This is a genomic window from Microlunatus sp. GCM10028923 (assembly GCF_042666975.1).
Taxonomy (GTDB): domain Bacteria; phylum Actinomycetota; class Actinomycetes; order Propionibacteriales; family Propionibacteriaceae; genus Microlunatus.
The window spans coordinates 1-14,430 of the sequence record NZ_JBHTFF010000030.1 but is presented as its reverse complement, the minus strand read 5'-3'; the positions used below and the strand labels follow the sequence as shown (position 1 = coordinate 14,430).

Genomic DNA, 14,430 nt, shown 5'->3' with positions numbered 1-14,430 from the left:
CACCAAGATCAGAGTCATCCAACGCCGCGGCTACGGCCACCCCACAGCCCAATCCCTGACCGCGATGATCTACCTCTGCTGCAGCTCGATCAAGATCAACTTACCCACACAAACCTGAGTAGAGCCACATAGAACCTATTATAGGCCAAGGATCCGACAGAATCCCAACAAAACAAGGAATCCCGACCTCAGGGCACGGTCAGCACGGCCCGTGCCGAAGGGGTGAGTGGATCAGGCAAGGCTGCCGGGTCGTACCAGGCGACGGAACTGATCTCACTCGGCTGCTGCACACCGGGTGTGCCCGACAGGGACTCGGCGGTGAATACGTGCGCCCGATACCTGCCGCCGGTGACCGGGTAGGTGAGTTCGTGCACGCTGTGCGGCGTGACGGACTCGGTCCGCAGTCCGGTCTCCTCGAACAGTTCCCGCATCGCGGCCTCGCCCGGCGACTCGCCGTCTTCGATCTTGCCGCCCGGCAGCCCGAAGAATCGCTGCCCGTAGTTCTGCCGGACCAGCAGCACCCGGCCGCTCGGGTCCCGCACCAGCACCACGCTCGTCTCCCAATCCCACATGGGCGGCAGCCTGCCACCGGCCACTGACAGTTTGATCGCACCCGTAGAGTCCTCGGTATGCGCGATCAGGCGGCTGCCCTCGATGCCGAGGTGACCCTGGCGGCTCGGGAGCTCGGCGTTCCCGGTGCCGTCGTCGGAATTGATCATGGAGGGGAGCTCGAGTTCGCCTGTCACGGGGTGACCCGGATCGATCATGGCCGCCCGGTCGACGAGACGACGCTGTTCCAGATCGGCTCGACGGCGAAGACGTTCACGGCGGCGGCGATGATGGTTCTGGTCGACCAGGGCCGGGTCGAGCTCGGCCGGCCGGTCCGCCACTACCTGCCCGACCTGCGGCTGCACGACGAGGAGGCGGCGGCGAGCCTGACCGTCGGCCAGTTGCTGAACCACACCGCGGGCTGGGACGGCGGCGACTCCTGGACCGACACCGGCGAGGGCGATGACGCACTGGAACGGGCCGTCGCCCTGCTGGCGGACCTGCCGCAGCAGTTCGCCCCGGGTACGGATGCCTCGTACAACAACGCGGCGTTCCTGCTCGCCGGCCGGTTGCTGGAGTTGATCACCGGCGAGCCGTACGAACGCGCACTAGCCCAGTTGATCTTGGAACCGCTCGGCCTCCGGGACACCCTGACGTCCCTCAACGAGATCATGACGCGCCCCTTCGCGATCGGCCATCAGCCGGCGGAGACCGAAGCCGGCGTACGGGCCTGCGAGCCGTGGAGCGATCCGCGCGGCTACCTCCCGGCCGGCGCCCGGCTCGCCTCCAGCCTGCGCGATCAACTCGCCTGGGCGCGCTTCCAGCTCGGCGACGGCCGCGCCCCGGACGGCACCCGGGTGCTGTCCGAGGCCTCGCTCCGGGCCATGCACCAGCTGACGACCGATCATGAACTGATGCCCGGCATCGGGGTCGGGATCGGCTGGATGCTCCGCGAGTACGACGGCGTCCGGATCATCGAACACCACGGCGATGTCGCCGGGCAGCACTCCGCGGTCACGATCATCCCCGAGCACGACACCACGATCGTCGTACTGACCAACTCCAGCCCGGCCGGCCGGGAGCTGTCGGAACGGATCGTGCGCCGGACCCTGGAGACCCGACTCGGCCTGGTCGAGCGGCCGCCGGAGCCGCTCCGACTCTCCCCCACCGAGCTGGCTCCGTACGCCGGCACCTACCGCACGGACGGGATCGAGCTGCGGATCGTCGTCGCCGGCGACGGACTGATCATCCACGGCACCGTGTCCGACGCCGACGGCTCCGGCGAGACGCTGGAGTTCCCGGTCAGCCTGCTGGCCGGCGAACGCTTCCTGGTCGTCGGCGGACCGTTCACCGGGCTGCAGGGCGAGTTCGTCCGCGAGGGCGGCGCGGTGGTCGCCGCCAAGCATGTCGGCCGGCTGGTGCCGCGCGCCGGCTAGCCGCGACGGGCGGTGATCACCAGCACCCGGGTGTCCGGGCCGACCGGCTCGCCGTGCCAACCCCCGCGTACGTCCACGTCGGTGAACCCGGCCGCTTCAAGATCAGCAACGAGGTCACCGGGCTCGCGGAAGTACAGCACGCTGGTCAGGACCTCGGTGCGACCGTCGGCGAAGACGTTGTACGCGTCGAACTCGACCCGGCCGTTCTCGACGCCGACCAGTTCCAGCCACTCGCGCAACCGGCCGAACGGCGTGTCCCGTTCGCCGTAGGTGGCCTCGCGCTGCCATTGCTCCCAGGCCCGGGCGGCCGGGTTGCGGCTGTCGAAGGTGATCACTCCGCCCGGCCGCAGCGCGGCGGCGAGCGCGGCCAGCACGCCCGGATAGTCGTCCGGGGCCACGTGCATCATCGCGTTCCCGCTGCTGATCACGAGGTCGGCGTCGCCGGCCGGCTGGACGGCCGCGGCGTCCCCGTCGATCCAGGTGACCGCGTCCGCCCCGGGTTGCCGGCGGGCGTAGCCGAGCATCGTCGGGCTGGGGTCGACGCCGATCACCGTCCTGCCGTCCGTCACCAGCGCCCGGGTCAGCAGCCCGGTCCCGCAGCCGAAGTCGATGATCTTGGTCGCGCCGGTCCGGCCCGCGACGCCGCGGAAGTACTCATGATCATCACCGGGCGGGTTGTCGACGTCGTACAGCTGCACCAGCTGCTCGTCGCGGTAGGGATCCTCGGTCACAGCCGAACGCTAGTGTCGCGACGTCCAGCGACGCAACGAGAATTCACCGACCGGACCGCCGTTCGAGGAGGGCCTCGATGCCGTCCAGCAGCCGGTCCAGGCCGAAGTCGAAGTTGAACCGGTGATCGGTGTCCGGGTCCGAGCGACCGGCCCGCTCGAACTGCCGATGGATCGCCGGGAACCGGTCGGGATCGACCACCCGGGACCAGTACGGCCGGTGCGCCTGCCACCAGTCGCCGTCCTCGAAGCCGGCCGCGCGCGCCGCGGCGGCGTCCACCTCGGCCTGTACGGCGCCCTGGACGAAGACGGCCAAGGTGATCATGGTGGCGGTGATCTCCGCCGCCGTCAGGCCGGTCCGATCCAGGGCGCTCAGGTCCCGGTCGTACTTCGCCGTCACGTTCGGCCCGGACGGCGGGCGGGTCGCGGTCAGCTGCAGCAGCCAGGGATGGCGCAGGTAGCGATCCCGGTCATTGTGGGCGTTCTCGATCAGGGCCTCCCGCCAACCGGTCGCCTCCGGCACCGGCCGGAGGTCCTCGCCGGTGACCTGGTCGAGCATCAGCGCATGCAGCTCGGGCTTACCCGGAATGTGGGTGTAGAGCGACATCGTGCCCACCGAGAGCTCCTGGGCCAGCGCCCGCATGGTGACCCGCTCGAGGCCGCTCGCATCGGCCAGATCGACGGCGTGCTTGACGATCCGGGCGACCGACAACCGGTCTCCGGGGCTCGGTCGTTCCGTGGTGCGCCACAGCAGCGGGAGTACCCGTGACAGTTCCGCTCCGTGCATGGATCGACCCTAGCTGCCCCACCCGCCGCCGGAGGACGTACGCCCGCTTGATCAACGACCGCCGATGCCTCGGGCCCGGAACGCGTCGGTGACGACCTGCAGGCCCTCGAGCCCGGGCAGCCGGGCCACGTGCTCGTCGATCTTGCGGATCTCCGCCATCCCCTCGGGCGAACCGAAGATGTGCGACATCACGTGCTTCACCTCGGACTCGGGCATCACCCCGGAACCGACCGGGCCCCAGGCCTTCGACAGCGCGAACCGGGTCAGGGTCCGGGCCGCGGCGCTCTTCTCCAGCCGAGCCCGCGCCTGAGTGGTGTAGAACGCGACGTGCCGGGTCTCCTGCTGGCCGATCCGGCGCAGCAGCGGCGACAGCGCCGGATGATCTTCGAGCTTGGCCAGCCGCCGGTACGCCGCGGTGGCGGACCACTCGTTCACCGCTCCCCAGCTCATGTGCACCGCGACGAAGTCGGCGCCGACCAGGTTGCCCAGCAGCGCCTGCTTGACCGGAGCGATCTTGTCCCGCCAGCCGAGCTTGAGCCGGCGCGACTTCAGGGCGTCGAAGTCGACCGAGATCCCGTGCCGCTCGAGCACCGCGGCGAGCGCCTCGCCGTGCCAGTACTCCTCCCGGTTCCACATCGTCATGAAGGTCGACACCGCGTCCTCCCGGTGCGACGGCGTGGTCAGCATGTCCCGCATATAGCAGACCGTGTGGTACTCGATGTCGCACATGTAGTGCAGGCTGCGCAGCGTCTCCGGCGACAGCGGCCGGTCGTCGAAGGCCGAGAAGTCCAGGTCCTCCCAGTGCACCCGCTCCGAGGTGTCGGCGTACTTGTCGATGTCGAAGGCCATGATCAACTCCTCACTGCGTCGGTACGGAAGCGCACCCGGCCGCCGTCGGTCCCGAGCCGGAGCCGGGGCAGGCCGGGCAGCTCCACGTCGAGCTCATGATCATCAAGGGCACCGAAGACCGTCCGGACGAACCAGGCCGACTCCGCCTCCGGCAGCCCGGGACTGCGGTCCGGCCACGCGTACGACCGCAGCCGCCGACGGACCAGACGCCCCGCAACGGCGGACCGGTCAAGATCAACGGCGGCCCGGGTCCGCAGGTAGCGGCCGTGGATGATCTTGGTCGCCAGCACCGACTCGGCCAGCTCGGCCAGTCCCGGCTCGACCGTGATCAACTCGCGGTAGGCGAGCCGGCTGAGCCGGTCGTCCAGGACCCCCTCGACCAGGTGCACGGCGACCACCGGATCGCCGATCAGGTTGGTCCGCAGCGCCTCGGTGATCGGCAGCAGCCGGTGCCGGGCCGCGCCGAGCAGCCCGCGCACGGTCGGCCGGCCGTCCGGGAAGTCGACCGGCCAGCCGTGCGCCTCGAGCACCGTCCGCAGCGCGTCGGCGATCCAGTGCCGCTCGTAGGCCCAGGTGCACAGGAACGCCGTCACCTGGGCGTCGCTGTGGGTCGGCGTGACCAGCAGCACCCGCATCCGTTCGATGGTCGACCGCTCGACCAGGTAGAGCACCCGGAGCAGCCGCAGCGTCGTCGCCGAGCAGCGGATCGCGTCCAGCGGGAGCCGTTCGGCCAGGCTCCCCGCGGCGGCCCGGGCATGCTCGCGGAGATCACGATCGAGCCGGCCGGCGTCGTCGTACCACTGCATGCGTTCACCCCCAGAAGTCCACTGCGAAGAAGCTTAGCCTCACCTTACTCGTGACCGCGGGCCGCCCTGGCTCGACGCACCTCAGGCCCGCCGGCCGCTACCGTGTCGGTCGTCCCCCTTGCCGAGGAAGGAAGACATGTCCGAACCACAGGGAGCCCTGGCGAGTCTGCCCACGCGGCTGCCGCCGTTCAGCAGCGCCGCTGTTCTGGCGCTCACCGCGACACCCTGGCTGCAGAAGGTGTACGAGACCTCCGAGGTCGACGTGAACCAGACCTACACGCTCTGGGGCATGCTGGCCACGGTGAACCACAGCCTCCTGTTCGCCCTGGTGCTGGCGATCGGGATCCTGCTCGCGTTCGTCGTGGTCGGCGTCCTGGCCCCGCCGGACCAGCTGCTGGCCCGCTCGGTCCTCGGCTGGCTCGCCGCCGTCGCGGCCGCCGGGATCATCGTGTTCGCCGACAACGGTCACATCCCCGGGGCCGGCGTGATCATCACCCTGATCGTCTGCGTGATCACCGCGGCGGTGACCTCGTTCGCCCCTCTCCTGCAACGGTTTCAGGCCCCGACCGGAACCTAGCCCGAATCTTCGGGCTCTCTTGAGCAGAAGTTGATCGTTCGTGATGCCTGGGCGGCTTAACTATTCATCAGTAGGCCGGTCCTCCCAAGTACCCGCAGGCTTGGTTGAGGGCCGGCCGAATTTCATTTCTCCGGCAGGTGCTTCAGCTTGTCCGGATTGAGCACCCCGTAGATGCCGGTGACGCGCCCGTCGACCAGGTCCAGCCCGAGCGCCGTCAGCGGCACCCCGCCGGCATAGCCGATCGCCCGCCGGGTCCCGGCGTCCCAGACCAGGTCGAACGCCGGCAGGCCGGGACCGATCGCGCCGAGCAGCCGGGCCACCTTCTCCGCTCCGATGATCGGGCGCAGCGCGGACCGGATCGCGCCGCCGCCGTCCAGGTAAAGCACCACGTCCGGCGCCAGCACCTCCAACAGGCCCTCGAGGCTGCCGCCGGTCGCCGCCTGCATCAGCCGGTCCGCCGCCTGCCGGGCCGCCTCCGGCTCGGCCCGGAACCGTGGCCGCCGCTCACGTACGTGATCACGGGCCCGGTGCACCAGCTGCCGTACGGCGCTCGGCGAGCGGTCCAGGATCTCGGCCACCTCCGGATGGTCGAACCCGAACACGTCGTGCAGCACGAACGCCGCCCGCTCCAGCGGCGACAGCGTCTCCAGGACGACCAGCATCCCGGTCGCCAGATCCTCCGCGTCGGTGACCCGATCGGCCACGTCCTCGGTCGTCCAGAGCGGCTCCGGCAGCCACGGCCCGACGTACTCCTCGCGCGCCCGGGCGACCTGGCGGTGCCGCTCCAGCGAGCGGTTCACGACGATCCGGACCAGGTAGGCCCGCGGGTTCACCACCGCCGACCGGTCCGCGCGCTGCCAGAGCAGCCAGGCGTCCTGGACCACGTCCTCGGCGTCGCTCACCGTACCCAGCAGGTCGTAGGCGACGGTGAACAGCAGCCGCCGGTACTCGGCGAACTCGTCCTCGGTCACCGCGCTCCTTCTCGTCGGGGCGGCCAGGATCTCACGACGCCGCTCCGTCAGCCGAGCCCCTGCTGAGCGATCCAGACGAACATCAACATCCAGCCCACCGAGGAGAGGCTGAGCCCGACGACGGCCAGCGCCCAGGCGACGTCGAGCATCCGGCGACCGGGGAAACCGCCCGGGAAGTACGCGGCGTACCAATCGATCAGGCGCAGCTGCCGGGGTCGCAGGACCACCACGGCGATGCCCGCCACGGTGCTGATCGGGAAGGCCCAGCACAACGCGACGGCGAGGACGGCCATGATCATCACCCGGTCCGCGCTGATCAGGCTCCGGACCCAGGCGTGCAGCAAGGCCTGGGTCGTCGTGCTGGCGTCCAACGGCGGATAGCGGGGCGGGAGGGGAAATCCCGGGAGACCGCCCACCGGCGGTTCGTCCCTGTGCGTTGTCATCGCGACCATTGTGGCCAGCCGGTGCGGCGCGATTCTTGTACGCAGGCGTCATCGCACACCCTGATCGGCCGGCGATGTCACAATCGGCCCGGCTCCGCCATCGTTGGGTCATGATCGATCCCTGGTGGCCGCTCGCGGTCCTCGCCCTGATCCAGCTCGGCGACGGCATCATGTGCCTGAAGCCGGTCGCGTTCATCCGGAAATGCTTCGAGGACGTCGGCTTCCCGAAGCGGTTCTGGTGGGTGGCGCCGCCGATCAAGTTCGCGGCCACGGCCGGGCTGGTGATCGGGATCTGGTTCCGGCCGCTGGCGATCCTCACCACCGCGGCACTGGTGCTCTACTTCCTGCTGGCCGCCGGGGCGCACATCCGGGCCCGCGACTTCGGCCGCAACTTCTTCCTGAACTGCCTCGGCATGCTCGTCCTCTGCAGCGCCGCCCTCGTCTTCAGCCTGCTCGCGCCTCAGTAGAGGACGGTGGCGAACTCGCTGACCTGACGGAACCCGACCCGGCGGTACGTCGCTCGGGCCGCATGGTTGAAGTCGTTGACGTAGAGCGAGACGACCGGGGCGACGGCGCGGGCCTGCTGCACCACGGCGGCCATCGCCGCCGGGGCCAAGCCGCGGCCGCGGAACTCCGGGTCCAGCCAGACGCCCTGGACCTGGCTCGCGGTGGCCGAGACCGAGCCGAGGTCGGCCTTGAAGAGGACCCGGCCGTTCTCGATCCAACCGAACGCGCGGCCGGCCGAGATCAGCTGCCGGACGTAGAACCGGTAGCCGGCCGAGTTGCCCTGGACCGGGGAGACGCCGACCTCCTCGGTGTACATCTTGATCGCGGCCTCCGAGTACGGCTCCCACTCGGCCAGCGTGACCGGCCGGACGTGCGGGTTGGGCACCACCCGGGGCTCGCCGTCGATCGCCAGCACCGGCTGGTGCGGCCGCACCTCCCGTACGGTCGCCCAGGACTTGCCCCAACGGTCGGACAGGCCGCGCCACAGCGACAGCGCCGTCTCGGCCGGCCCGATGATCGAGGAACACATCCGCTGCGGCCCGGCGAACTCGACGTAGGCGTCGACCGCTTCCTGGTCGGCCCCCACCGGGACCAGGTTGGAGCCGGCGTGGCAGAGGGAGCGGAGCACGCCGTCGCTCTCGTACCCCCACATCGGGCAGCCGAGGCTGTTCGGGTCGAGGCCGGCGCCGCGCACCCGGGACGCGACGAAGACGTTGTCGACCGGCCGGGCGGACAGGATCCGGATCGCGGCGGGAAGATCACCGGAGTTCAGCACCCGGACCGTGCCGGCGTGGCCGGAGCGTCCGGTGACCGTCGACGCGGCTGTCATGCCAGGGTCCCGCGGCGAGGTCTCATGGGTCCGACGTTATCCCCGCGACGGGGCCGGCGTCGATGCGGTGCCCGCGACCTCCACCAGCGGCTCGCCCTCGACCGAATCACCGAGCTCGTCGGCGATCCGCATCGCCTCCTCGATCAGCGTCTCGACGATCTCGCTCTCCTTGACCGTCTTGATCACCTCGCCGCGGACGAAGATCTGGCCCTTGCCGTTGCCGGAGGCCACCCCGAGGTCGGCCTCGCGCGCCTCGCCGGGCCCGTTCACCACGCAGCCCATCACGGCCACCCGGAGCGGCACGGTCAGGCCCTCCAGCCCGGCGGTGACCTCCTCGGCCAGCTTGTAGACGTCGACCTGGGCCCGGCCACAGGACGGGCAGGAGACGATCTCCAGCTTGCGCGGCCGCAGGTTGAGCGACTCCAGGATCTTGGAGCCGACCTTGACCTCCTCGACCGGATCGGCCGACAGCGAGACCCGGATCGTGTCGCCGATCCCCTTCGACAGCAGGGCTCCGAAGGCGACCGCGGACTTGATCGTGCCCTGGAACGCCGGCCCGGCCTCGGTCACGCCGAGGTGCAGCGGGTAGTCGCACTGCTCGCTGAGCAGCTCGTACGCCCGGACCATGATCACCGGGTCGTTGTGCTTCACCGAGATCTTGAAGTCGCGGAAGCCGTGCTCCTCGAACAGGCTCGCCTCCCACAGCGCCGACTCGACCAGCGCCTCCGGCGTCGCCTTGCCGTGCTTGGCCAGCAACCGTTTGTCCAGCGAACCGGCGTTGACGCCGATCCGCAGCGACACCCCGGCCTCCTTGGCCGCCTGGGCGATCTCGCCGACCCGGTCGTCGAACGCCTTGATGTTGCCCGGGTTGACCCGGACCGCGGCGCAGCCGGCCTCGATCGCGGCGAAGACGTACTTGGGCTGGAAGTGGATGTCGGCGATCACCGGGATCTGCGACTTCTTCGCGATCGCCGGCAGCGCGTCCGCGTCGTCCTGGCTGGGCACCGCGACCCGGACGATGTCACAGCCGCTGGCGGTCAGCGCAGCGATCTGCTGCAGCGTGGCGTTGATGTCGGAGGTCAGCGTCGTGGTCATCGACTGGACGCTGACCGGGGCATCGCCGCCGACCAGGACCTTGCCGACCTTGATCTGCCGGGTCGGCCGCCGTTCGGCCAGAGTGGGCGGCGGCAGCGGCGGCATTCCAAGATCAATGCTCATTCTTTTCCTTTGTACGTCAGCCGGTGAACAGCTTGATCGGGTCGAAGATGTCGGCGATGATCAACACCGCCCCGGAGAGCGCCACCACGATGCCGACCGCCCAGGCGACCGGCAGCATCCGGGCCGTGTCGACGTGGCCCGGGTCGGGCCGCCGGAACAACCGGGACAGGCCGCGCTTGAGCCACTCGTAGATCGCTCCCGCGATGTGCCCGCCGTCCATCGGGAGCAGCGGAATGAGATTGAACAGGGCCAGGAACAGGTTGACGTTGCCGAGCGTCAGGGCGAGCGCGGCCAGCTTGTCGGCGACCGGCACCTGGTCGGTCGAGGCGATCTCGCCGGCCACCCGGCTGGCCCCGACGATGCTCATCGGGCCGTACACGTCGCGCGGCTTGCCGGTGACCAGATCCCTGGCCACGTTGAAAACCTTGACCGGGAACTGCACCAGCAGGTAGCCGGTGCGCTGGGTCAGGCCCCACATGTCGTTGACGACGGTGACCGGACCGCCCCGCTCCCGGACCGGCTGCGGCGTCACGCCGAGGAAGCCCTGCTGGATGATCTTGGACGGGTCCCACTCGTCGCGGACACCGTTCAGCGCGGTGTTGACCGACTTCAGCTCCACCGGCTGCCCGGCCCGGAGCACGGTGATCTTGGCCTCATGATCGAGATTGGCCCGGATCGCCGCCTGCAGCTGGTCCCAGGACTCGATCCGGACGCCGTTGAAGGAGACGATCTCGTCGCCCGGCTGCAGCCCGGCCTGGAAGGCGGGCGTCTTCGGGTCGTTCGCCGCGCAGGCCGAGGCCGGGGCGTCCAGCGGCCGGATGCACTCGCTGACCGTCTGCACGGTCAGGGTCTCCCGGTAGACGCCGTACGTCGCCGTCACGCCGAGCAAGATCACGAACGCCAGCAGCACGTTCATGATCGGGCCGCCGGCCATGATGATCAACTTCTGCCAGGGCTTCTTCTGGTAGAGCAGCCGGCCGTCGTCCTCGGGCCGGATCTCCTCGTACTCCGCCGCCCGGGCCTGGTCGGCCAGCGACTGGAAGATGCCGGTCCGGGTGGCCCGGACCTGGTTCGGCCGTTCCCGGCTCGGCGGGTACATGCCGATCATCCGGACGAAGCCGCCGAGCGGGATGGCCTTGATCCCGTACTCGGTCTCGCCCTTGCGCCGGGACCAGAGGGTCTTACCGAAGCCGACGAAGTACTGGGTGGTCTTGACGCCGAACAGCTTGGCCGGCACCAGGTGGCCGATCTCGTGCAACGCCACGGACGTCATCACCAACGCGAAGAAGATCAGCGCGCCCGCGATGTAGATCACGGTCTCCAGGGCTGACATCGGTCCTCTCGATCTCGGAGCTAACGCCGGTTGCATTCCTCGCCGGCCCGGTTCCGGGCCCAGCCGTCCGCCGCCAGTACGGTCTCCACCGTCACGTGTTCGGTGAAGCCCGCCGGTGCGGCCAGGGACGATCCTACGTCGGCTCCGGGATCGCCCGCAGACCCGAGATGCTCGGCCAGGATGTCGGCCACGATGTCGACGATATCGGTGAACGCGATCCGCCCCTCGTGGAAGGCGTCCACGCACACCTCGTTGGCCGCGTTGTAGACCGCCGTCGCCGTGCCGCCGGCCCGGCCGGCCCGCTTGGCCAGCTCCACCGCCGGGAACGCCTCGCCGTCCAGCGGCTCGAAGGTCCAGCTGGTCGCCTGGGTCCAGTCGCACGGGCGGGCGGCGCCGGGCAGCCGGTCCGGCCAGGTCAGGGCCAGCGCGATCGGCAGCTTCATGTCCGGCGGGGAGCACTGGGCCAGTGTCGAGCCGTCGACGAACTGGACCATCGAATGCACCATCGACTGCGGGTGCACCACGACGTCGATCCGGTCCAGATCGATCCCGTACAGCAGGTGCGCCTCGAGCACCTCCAGCGCCTTGTTCACCATCGTCGCCGAGTTGGTCGTGATGACCCGGCCCATGTCCCAGGTCGGGTGGGCCAGCGCCTGCGCCGGCGTGACATCGCGCATCTGCTCCCGGGTCCAGCCGCGGAACGGCCCGCCGCTGGCGGTGACGATCAGCCGGTCCACCTCCTCGGCCCGGCCGGCCCGGAGGCACTGCGCCAGCGCGGAGTGCTCGGAGTCCACCGCGACCAGCTGCCCCGGCTTCGCCGCCCCCATCACCAGCGGCCCGCCGATCACCAACGACTCCTTGTTGGCCAGTGCCAGGGTGCTGCCCGCGGCCAGCGCGGCCAGCGTCGGGCGCAGCCCGGCGGATCCGGTGATCCCGTTCAGGACGACGTCCGCCGGCTGCCCGGCCGCCTCGGTCGCCGCGTCCGGGCCGGCGATGATCTTGGGCAGGGTCAGCTTGCCCTCGGCCCAGCCGCGCCGGGACACCTCGGCGTACAGCGCGAGCTGCAGGTCCTGCACCGCCGACGCCTGGGTGAGCGCCACCAGCCGCGGGCTGAACTCGAGCACCTGCTCGGCCAGCAGCTTCGGCCGGGTGCCGCCGGCAGCCAGCGCGGTGATCCGGAATTCGCCCGGCCGGGCGGCCATCACCTCCAGTGCCTGGGTGCCGATCGAGCCCGTACTGCCCAGAACCACGACGTCGCGCATAGGGACAGTGTCCTGCACCCGACGTCGGGTGCAGGACACTCATCTCTCCTGGCGAGTCGCGGGCACGAAGGGCGGGGATTCGGTACGTCGATTGCCCTAAGGTGTGCCACGTGAGCCACGTGACCCAGCAGCTGGAACGGGCTTCGGCGGCCGAGCACGGGCTGCGGCCCGGTGCTGTGCTCGACTTCCTCGATGATCTTGACCAGGAACTGCACAGCCTGATGATCATGCGGCACGGCAAGGTGCTCGCGGAGGGCTGGTGGGCGCCGTACGGGCCGGACCAGGTGCACCTGCTCTATTCGCTGAGCAAGAGTTTCACCGCGACGGCGGCCGGGATCGCGGTGGCCGAGGGACGGTTGCACCTGGACCTGCCGCTGCTGGCGTACCTGGACGACCTGGCCGACTCCGCCGGCGGCGACCGGATCCGGAAGCTGACCGTACGGGACACGTTAAGGATGGCCACCGGGCACGCCGAGGACACACTCTGGCCGTCCTTCGTGGCGGACCCGCACGAGCCCCTGCGCGGCTTCCTCGGCATCGAACCCGATCATGAACCGGGCAGCGTGTTCGCGTACAACAACACGGCGACGTACGCGATCGCGGCGATCACCCAGCGGGTCACCGGCTCCTCGCTGCTGGACTACCTGACCCCGCGACTGCTCCGGCCGCTCGGCATCGACCGGGCGCACTGGACCGAGTACCCGACCGGCCGGCAACTGGGCTACAGCGGACTGCATCTGACCACCGAGTCGATCGCCAGGTTCGGCGAGCTCTACCTGCGCCGCGGGGCGTGGGGCGGGCAGCAACTCGTCCCGGCCGCGTACGTGGACGAGGCGACCTCGGCGCTGACGCCCAACCCGCAGGAGGACAGCCCGGACTGGCAGCAGGGCTACGGCTACCAGTTCTGGCGGTCCCGGTACGGCTATCGGGCCGACGGCGCCTTCGGCCAGTTCTGCCTGGTGCTGCCGGAGCAGGACGCGGTGATCGCGATGACGTCGGCGGCGTTCGACGCGCAGTCGATCCTGGCCACCGCCTGGCAGCACCTGCTGCCCGGCTTCGGCCAGCGCCCCGTCCACGGTGCCGACGGCGACGCGGACCGGCTGGCCGAGCGGCTGGCCACGCTGACGCTGCCGACCGCCGACCATGCGGCCGAGGCCGCCGTCGAGCAGCCGTACGCCCGCCCGCCCGAGGCCGAGGACGCGCCCCGGCCGGACCTGCACGTGACCGGCGTCCAGTCGGGTGACAACGGCATCTGGCGGGTCAGCCTGACCCATTCCGACCCGCTGCTGCCGCCCGAGGCGCCGTACTTCGACCTGGTCGCCGCGCCCGACCGCTGGCTCGAGACGACCGTGGAGTTGCCCGGCGACCGGGAGCTCCGGCTGGCCGCGAGCGGCACCTGGCTGGACGACATCTTCCGGCTGGACCTGGTGCTGGTGCAGAGCCCGCACCGACTGACCCTCTGGTACGCCCCGTCGACCGGCGGCACCATCACCGAGTGGGTCACCGCCCCGCTCCCCGGCACCTCCCTCTTCGGCCTGGCCCTCCCCCGCGACCTCTCCCTCTAAACCCCCGGCGCTCTCCAACCCCCGCCGACCCGGCACAAAAGCAGGTGTTCTGGCGGCGTGTCGCTGCGCTTGTGCCCAGTCAGCGTTGCGGGCGGGGCGGTTGGAGGTGATGGGCGCCCGGATCGGACGAGCCCGGCGGGCCAGGACCCGTGGCGACGCCGGCACCGACTCAGGCAGACTTGTCGCAAAACCTCTTGAACTCGAGCGGTCCAGCCCTCTGAAGCGCTTTATCGGTTGAGTTGAAGCGGATCCGCGACACGCACGCGAACCACCGACCGGATCGATACTCGTCGCCCGCCGCACCCGTATCGACACTCGTCCTGCCCACCCCGCCCCGCCGGACCGACGCTTGTCCCCGCACCCCGCCGACCGACGCTCGTCCCGCCCACAGCACCCCGGAGTTCGACCCCCGTCCCCACCCACAGCACCCCGCGGACCGACGCTTGTCCCCGCACCCCGCCGACCGACGCTCGTCCCGCCCACAGCACCCCGCGAACCGTCCCCGCACCCCGCGGACCAAGGCTCGTCTCCGCACCCCGCCGACCGACGCTCGTCCCCGCCCACAGCGCC

At 70.4% G+C, this 14,430-nt stretch carries 15 protein-coding genes; 4 read left to right on the top strand and 11 right to left on the bottom strand.

Features of this window, described 5'->3' with window-relative positions; translation table 11 throughout:
* Positions 1-188: 188 nt before the first annotated feature.
* Positions 189-572 (bottom strand): NUDIX hydrolase, encoded by a 384-nt coding sequence (locus tag ACFQU4_RS37555; protein WP_377502421.1) that lies wholly within the window; start codon positions 570-572, stop codon positions 189-191.
* Between the two features lie 57 nt (positions 573-629).
* Between ACFQU4_RS37555 and ACFQU4_RS37550 the strand changes: the two genes are divergently transcribed.
* Positions 630-1,985, top strand: coding sequence for a serine hydrolase (locus tag ACFQU4_RS37550; protein WP_377502418.1), 1,356 nt, complete (start codon positions 630-632; stop codon positions 1,983-1,985).
* Here ACFQU4_RS37550 and ACFQU4_RS37545 read toward each other — a convergent pair.
* Genes ACFQU4_RS37545 through ACFQU4_RS37530 form a run of 4 tightly spaced genes read right to left on the bottom strand, consistent with a single transcriptional unit; the run spans position 1,982 to position 5,155 of the window.
* Positions 1,982-2,716, bottom strand: coding sequence for a class I SAM-dependent methyltransferase (locus ACFQU4_RS37545; RefSeq protein WP_377502415.1), 735 nt, complete (start codon positions 2,714-2,716; stop codon positions 1,982-1,984). The two genes, ACFQU4_RS37550 and ACFQU4_RS37545, sit on opposite strands and share 4 nt — an antisense overlap.
* Before the next feature lie 43 nt (positions 2,717-2,759).
* Entirely contained in the window at positions 2,760-3,500 is a 741-nt protein-coding gene (locus ACFQU4_RS37540; protein ID WP_377502412.1) for a TetR/AcrR family transcriptional regulator, read from the bottom strand.
* A gap of 51 nt (positions 3,501-3,551) precedes the next feature.
* Positions 3,552-4,349, bottom strand: a complete 798-nt coding sequence (locus ACFQU4_RS37535) for a ferritin-like domain-containing protein (RefSeq protein WP_377502409.1) — start codon at positions 4,347-4,349, stop codon at positions 3,552-3,554.
* A gap of 2 nt (positions 4,350-4,351) precedes the next feature.
* Positions 4,352-5,155, bottom strand: coding sequence for a hypothetical protein (locus ACFQU4_RS37530; RefSeq protein WP_377502406.1), 804 nt, complete (start codon positions 5,153-5,155; stop codon positions 4,352-4,354).
* A 136-nt stretch (positions 5,156-5,291) separates the two neighbouring features.
* On the opposite strand from ACFQU4_RS37530, the gene ACFQU4_RS37525 reads away from it, so the two are divergent.
* A complete protein-coding gene (locus tag ACFQU4_RS37525; RefSeq protein ID WP_377502403.1) occupies positions 5,292-5,732 on the top strand; it encodes a hypothetical protein in 441 nt (146 codons plus the stop codon).
* 122 nt (positions 5,733-5,854) lie between these two features.
* Here ACFQU4_RS37525 and sigJ read toward each other — a convergent pair whose 3' ends face one another.
* Together sigJ and ACFQU4_RS37515 are read right to left on the bottom strand one after the other, a co-directional pair.
* Positions 5,855-6,703, bottom strand: a complete 849-nt coding sequence (gene sigJ / locus ACFQU4_RS37520; RefSeq protein WP_377502400.1) for an RNA polymerase sigma factor SigJ — start codon at positions 6,701-6,703, stop codon at positions 5,855-5,857.
* A gap of 47 nt (positions 6,704-6,750) precedes the next feature.
* On the bottom strand, positions 6,751-7,146 hold the full coding sequence (locus ACFQU4_RS37515) for a hypothetical protein (RefSeq protein WP_377502397.1): 396 nt from the start codon (positions 7,144-7,146) through the stop codon (positions 6,751-6,753).
* A 110-nt stretch (positions 7,147-7,256) separates the two neighbouring features.
* On the opposite strand from ACFQU4_RS37515, the gene ACFQU4_RS37510 reads away from it, so the two are divergent.
* The gene (locus ACFQU4_RS37510) at positions 7,257-7,613 is read left to right on the top strand and encodes a DoxX family protein (RefSeq protein ID WP_377502394.1); all 357 of its coding nucleotides are present in this window, start codon (positions 7,257-7,259) and stop codon (positions 7,611-7,613) included.
* Here the strand turns inward: ACFQU4_RS37510 and ACFQU4_RS37505 are convergent.
* Genes ACFQU4_RS37505 through dxr form a run of 4 tightly spaced genes read right to left on the bottom strand, consistent with a single transcriptional unit; the run spans position 7,607 to position 12,295 of the window.
* Positions 7,607-8,482, bottom strand: coding sequence for a GNAT family N-acetyltransferase (locus ACFQU4_RS37505; protein WP_377502391.1), 876 nt, complete (start codon positions 8,480-8,482; stop codon positions 7,607-7,609). The genes ACFQU4_RS37510 and ACFQU4_RS37505 overlap by 7 nt on opposite strands.
* A 36-nt stretch (positions 8,483-8,518) precedes the next feature.
* Positions 8,519-9,700 carry a flavodoxin-dependent (E)-4-hydroxy-3-methylbut-2-enyl-diphosphate synthase gene (ispG, locus tag ACFQU4_RS37500; protein WP_377502388.1) on the bottom strand — a complete coding sequence of 394 codons (1,182 nt, stop codon included), beginning with the start codon at positions 9,698-9,700 and terminating at the stop codon, positions 8,519-8,521.
* 16 nt (positions 9,701-9,716) lie between these two features.
* Positions 9,717-11,033, bottom strand: a complete 1,317-nt coding sequence (locus ACFQU4_RS37495) for a M50 family metallopeptidase (RefSeq protein WP_377502385.1) — start codon at positions 11,031-11,033, stop codon at positions 9,717-9,719.
* A gap of 20 nt (positions 11,034-11,053) precedes the next feature.
* Positions 11,054-12,295 (bottom strand): 1-deoxy-D-xylulose-5-phosphate reductoisomerase, encoded by a 1,242-nt coding sequence (dxr, locus tag ACFQU4_RS37490; protein ID WP_377502382.1) that lies wholly within the window; start codon positions 12,293-12,295, stop codon positions 11,054-11,056.
* A gap of 110 nt (positions 12,296-12,405) precedes the next feature.
* On the opposite strand from dxr, the gene ACFQU4_RS37485 reads away from it, so the two are divergent.
* Positions 12,406-13,860 carry a serine hydrolase domain-containing protein gene (locus ACFQU4_RS37485; protein WP_377502379.1) on the top strand — a complete coding sequence of 485 codons (1,455 nt, stop codon included), beginning with the start codon at positions 12,406-12,408 and terminating at the stop codon, positions 13,858-13,860.
* Positions 13,861-14,430 lie beyond the last annotated feature (570 nt).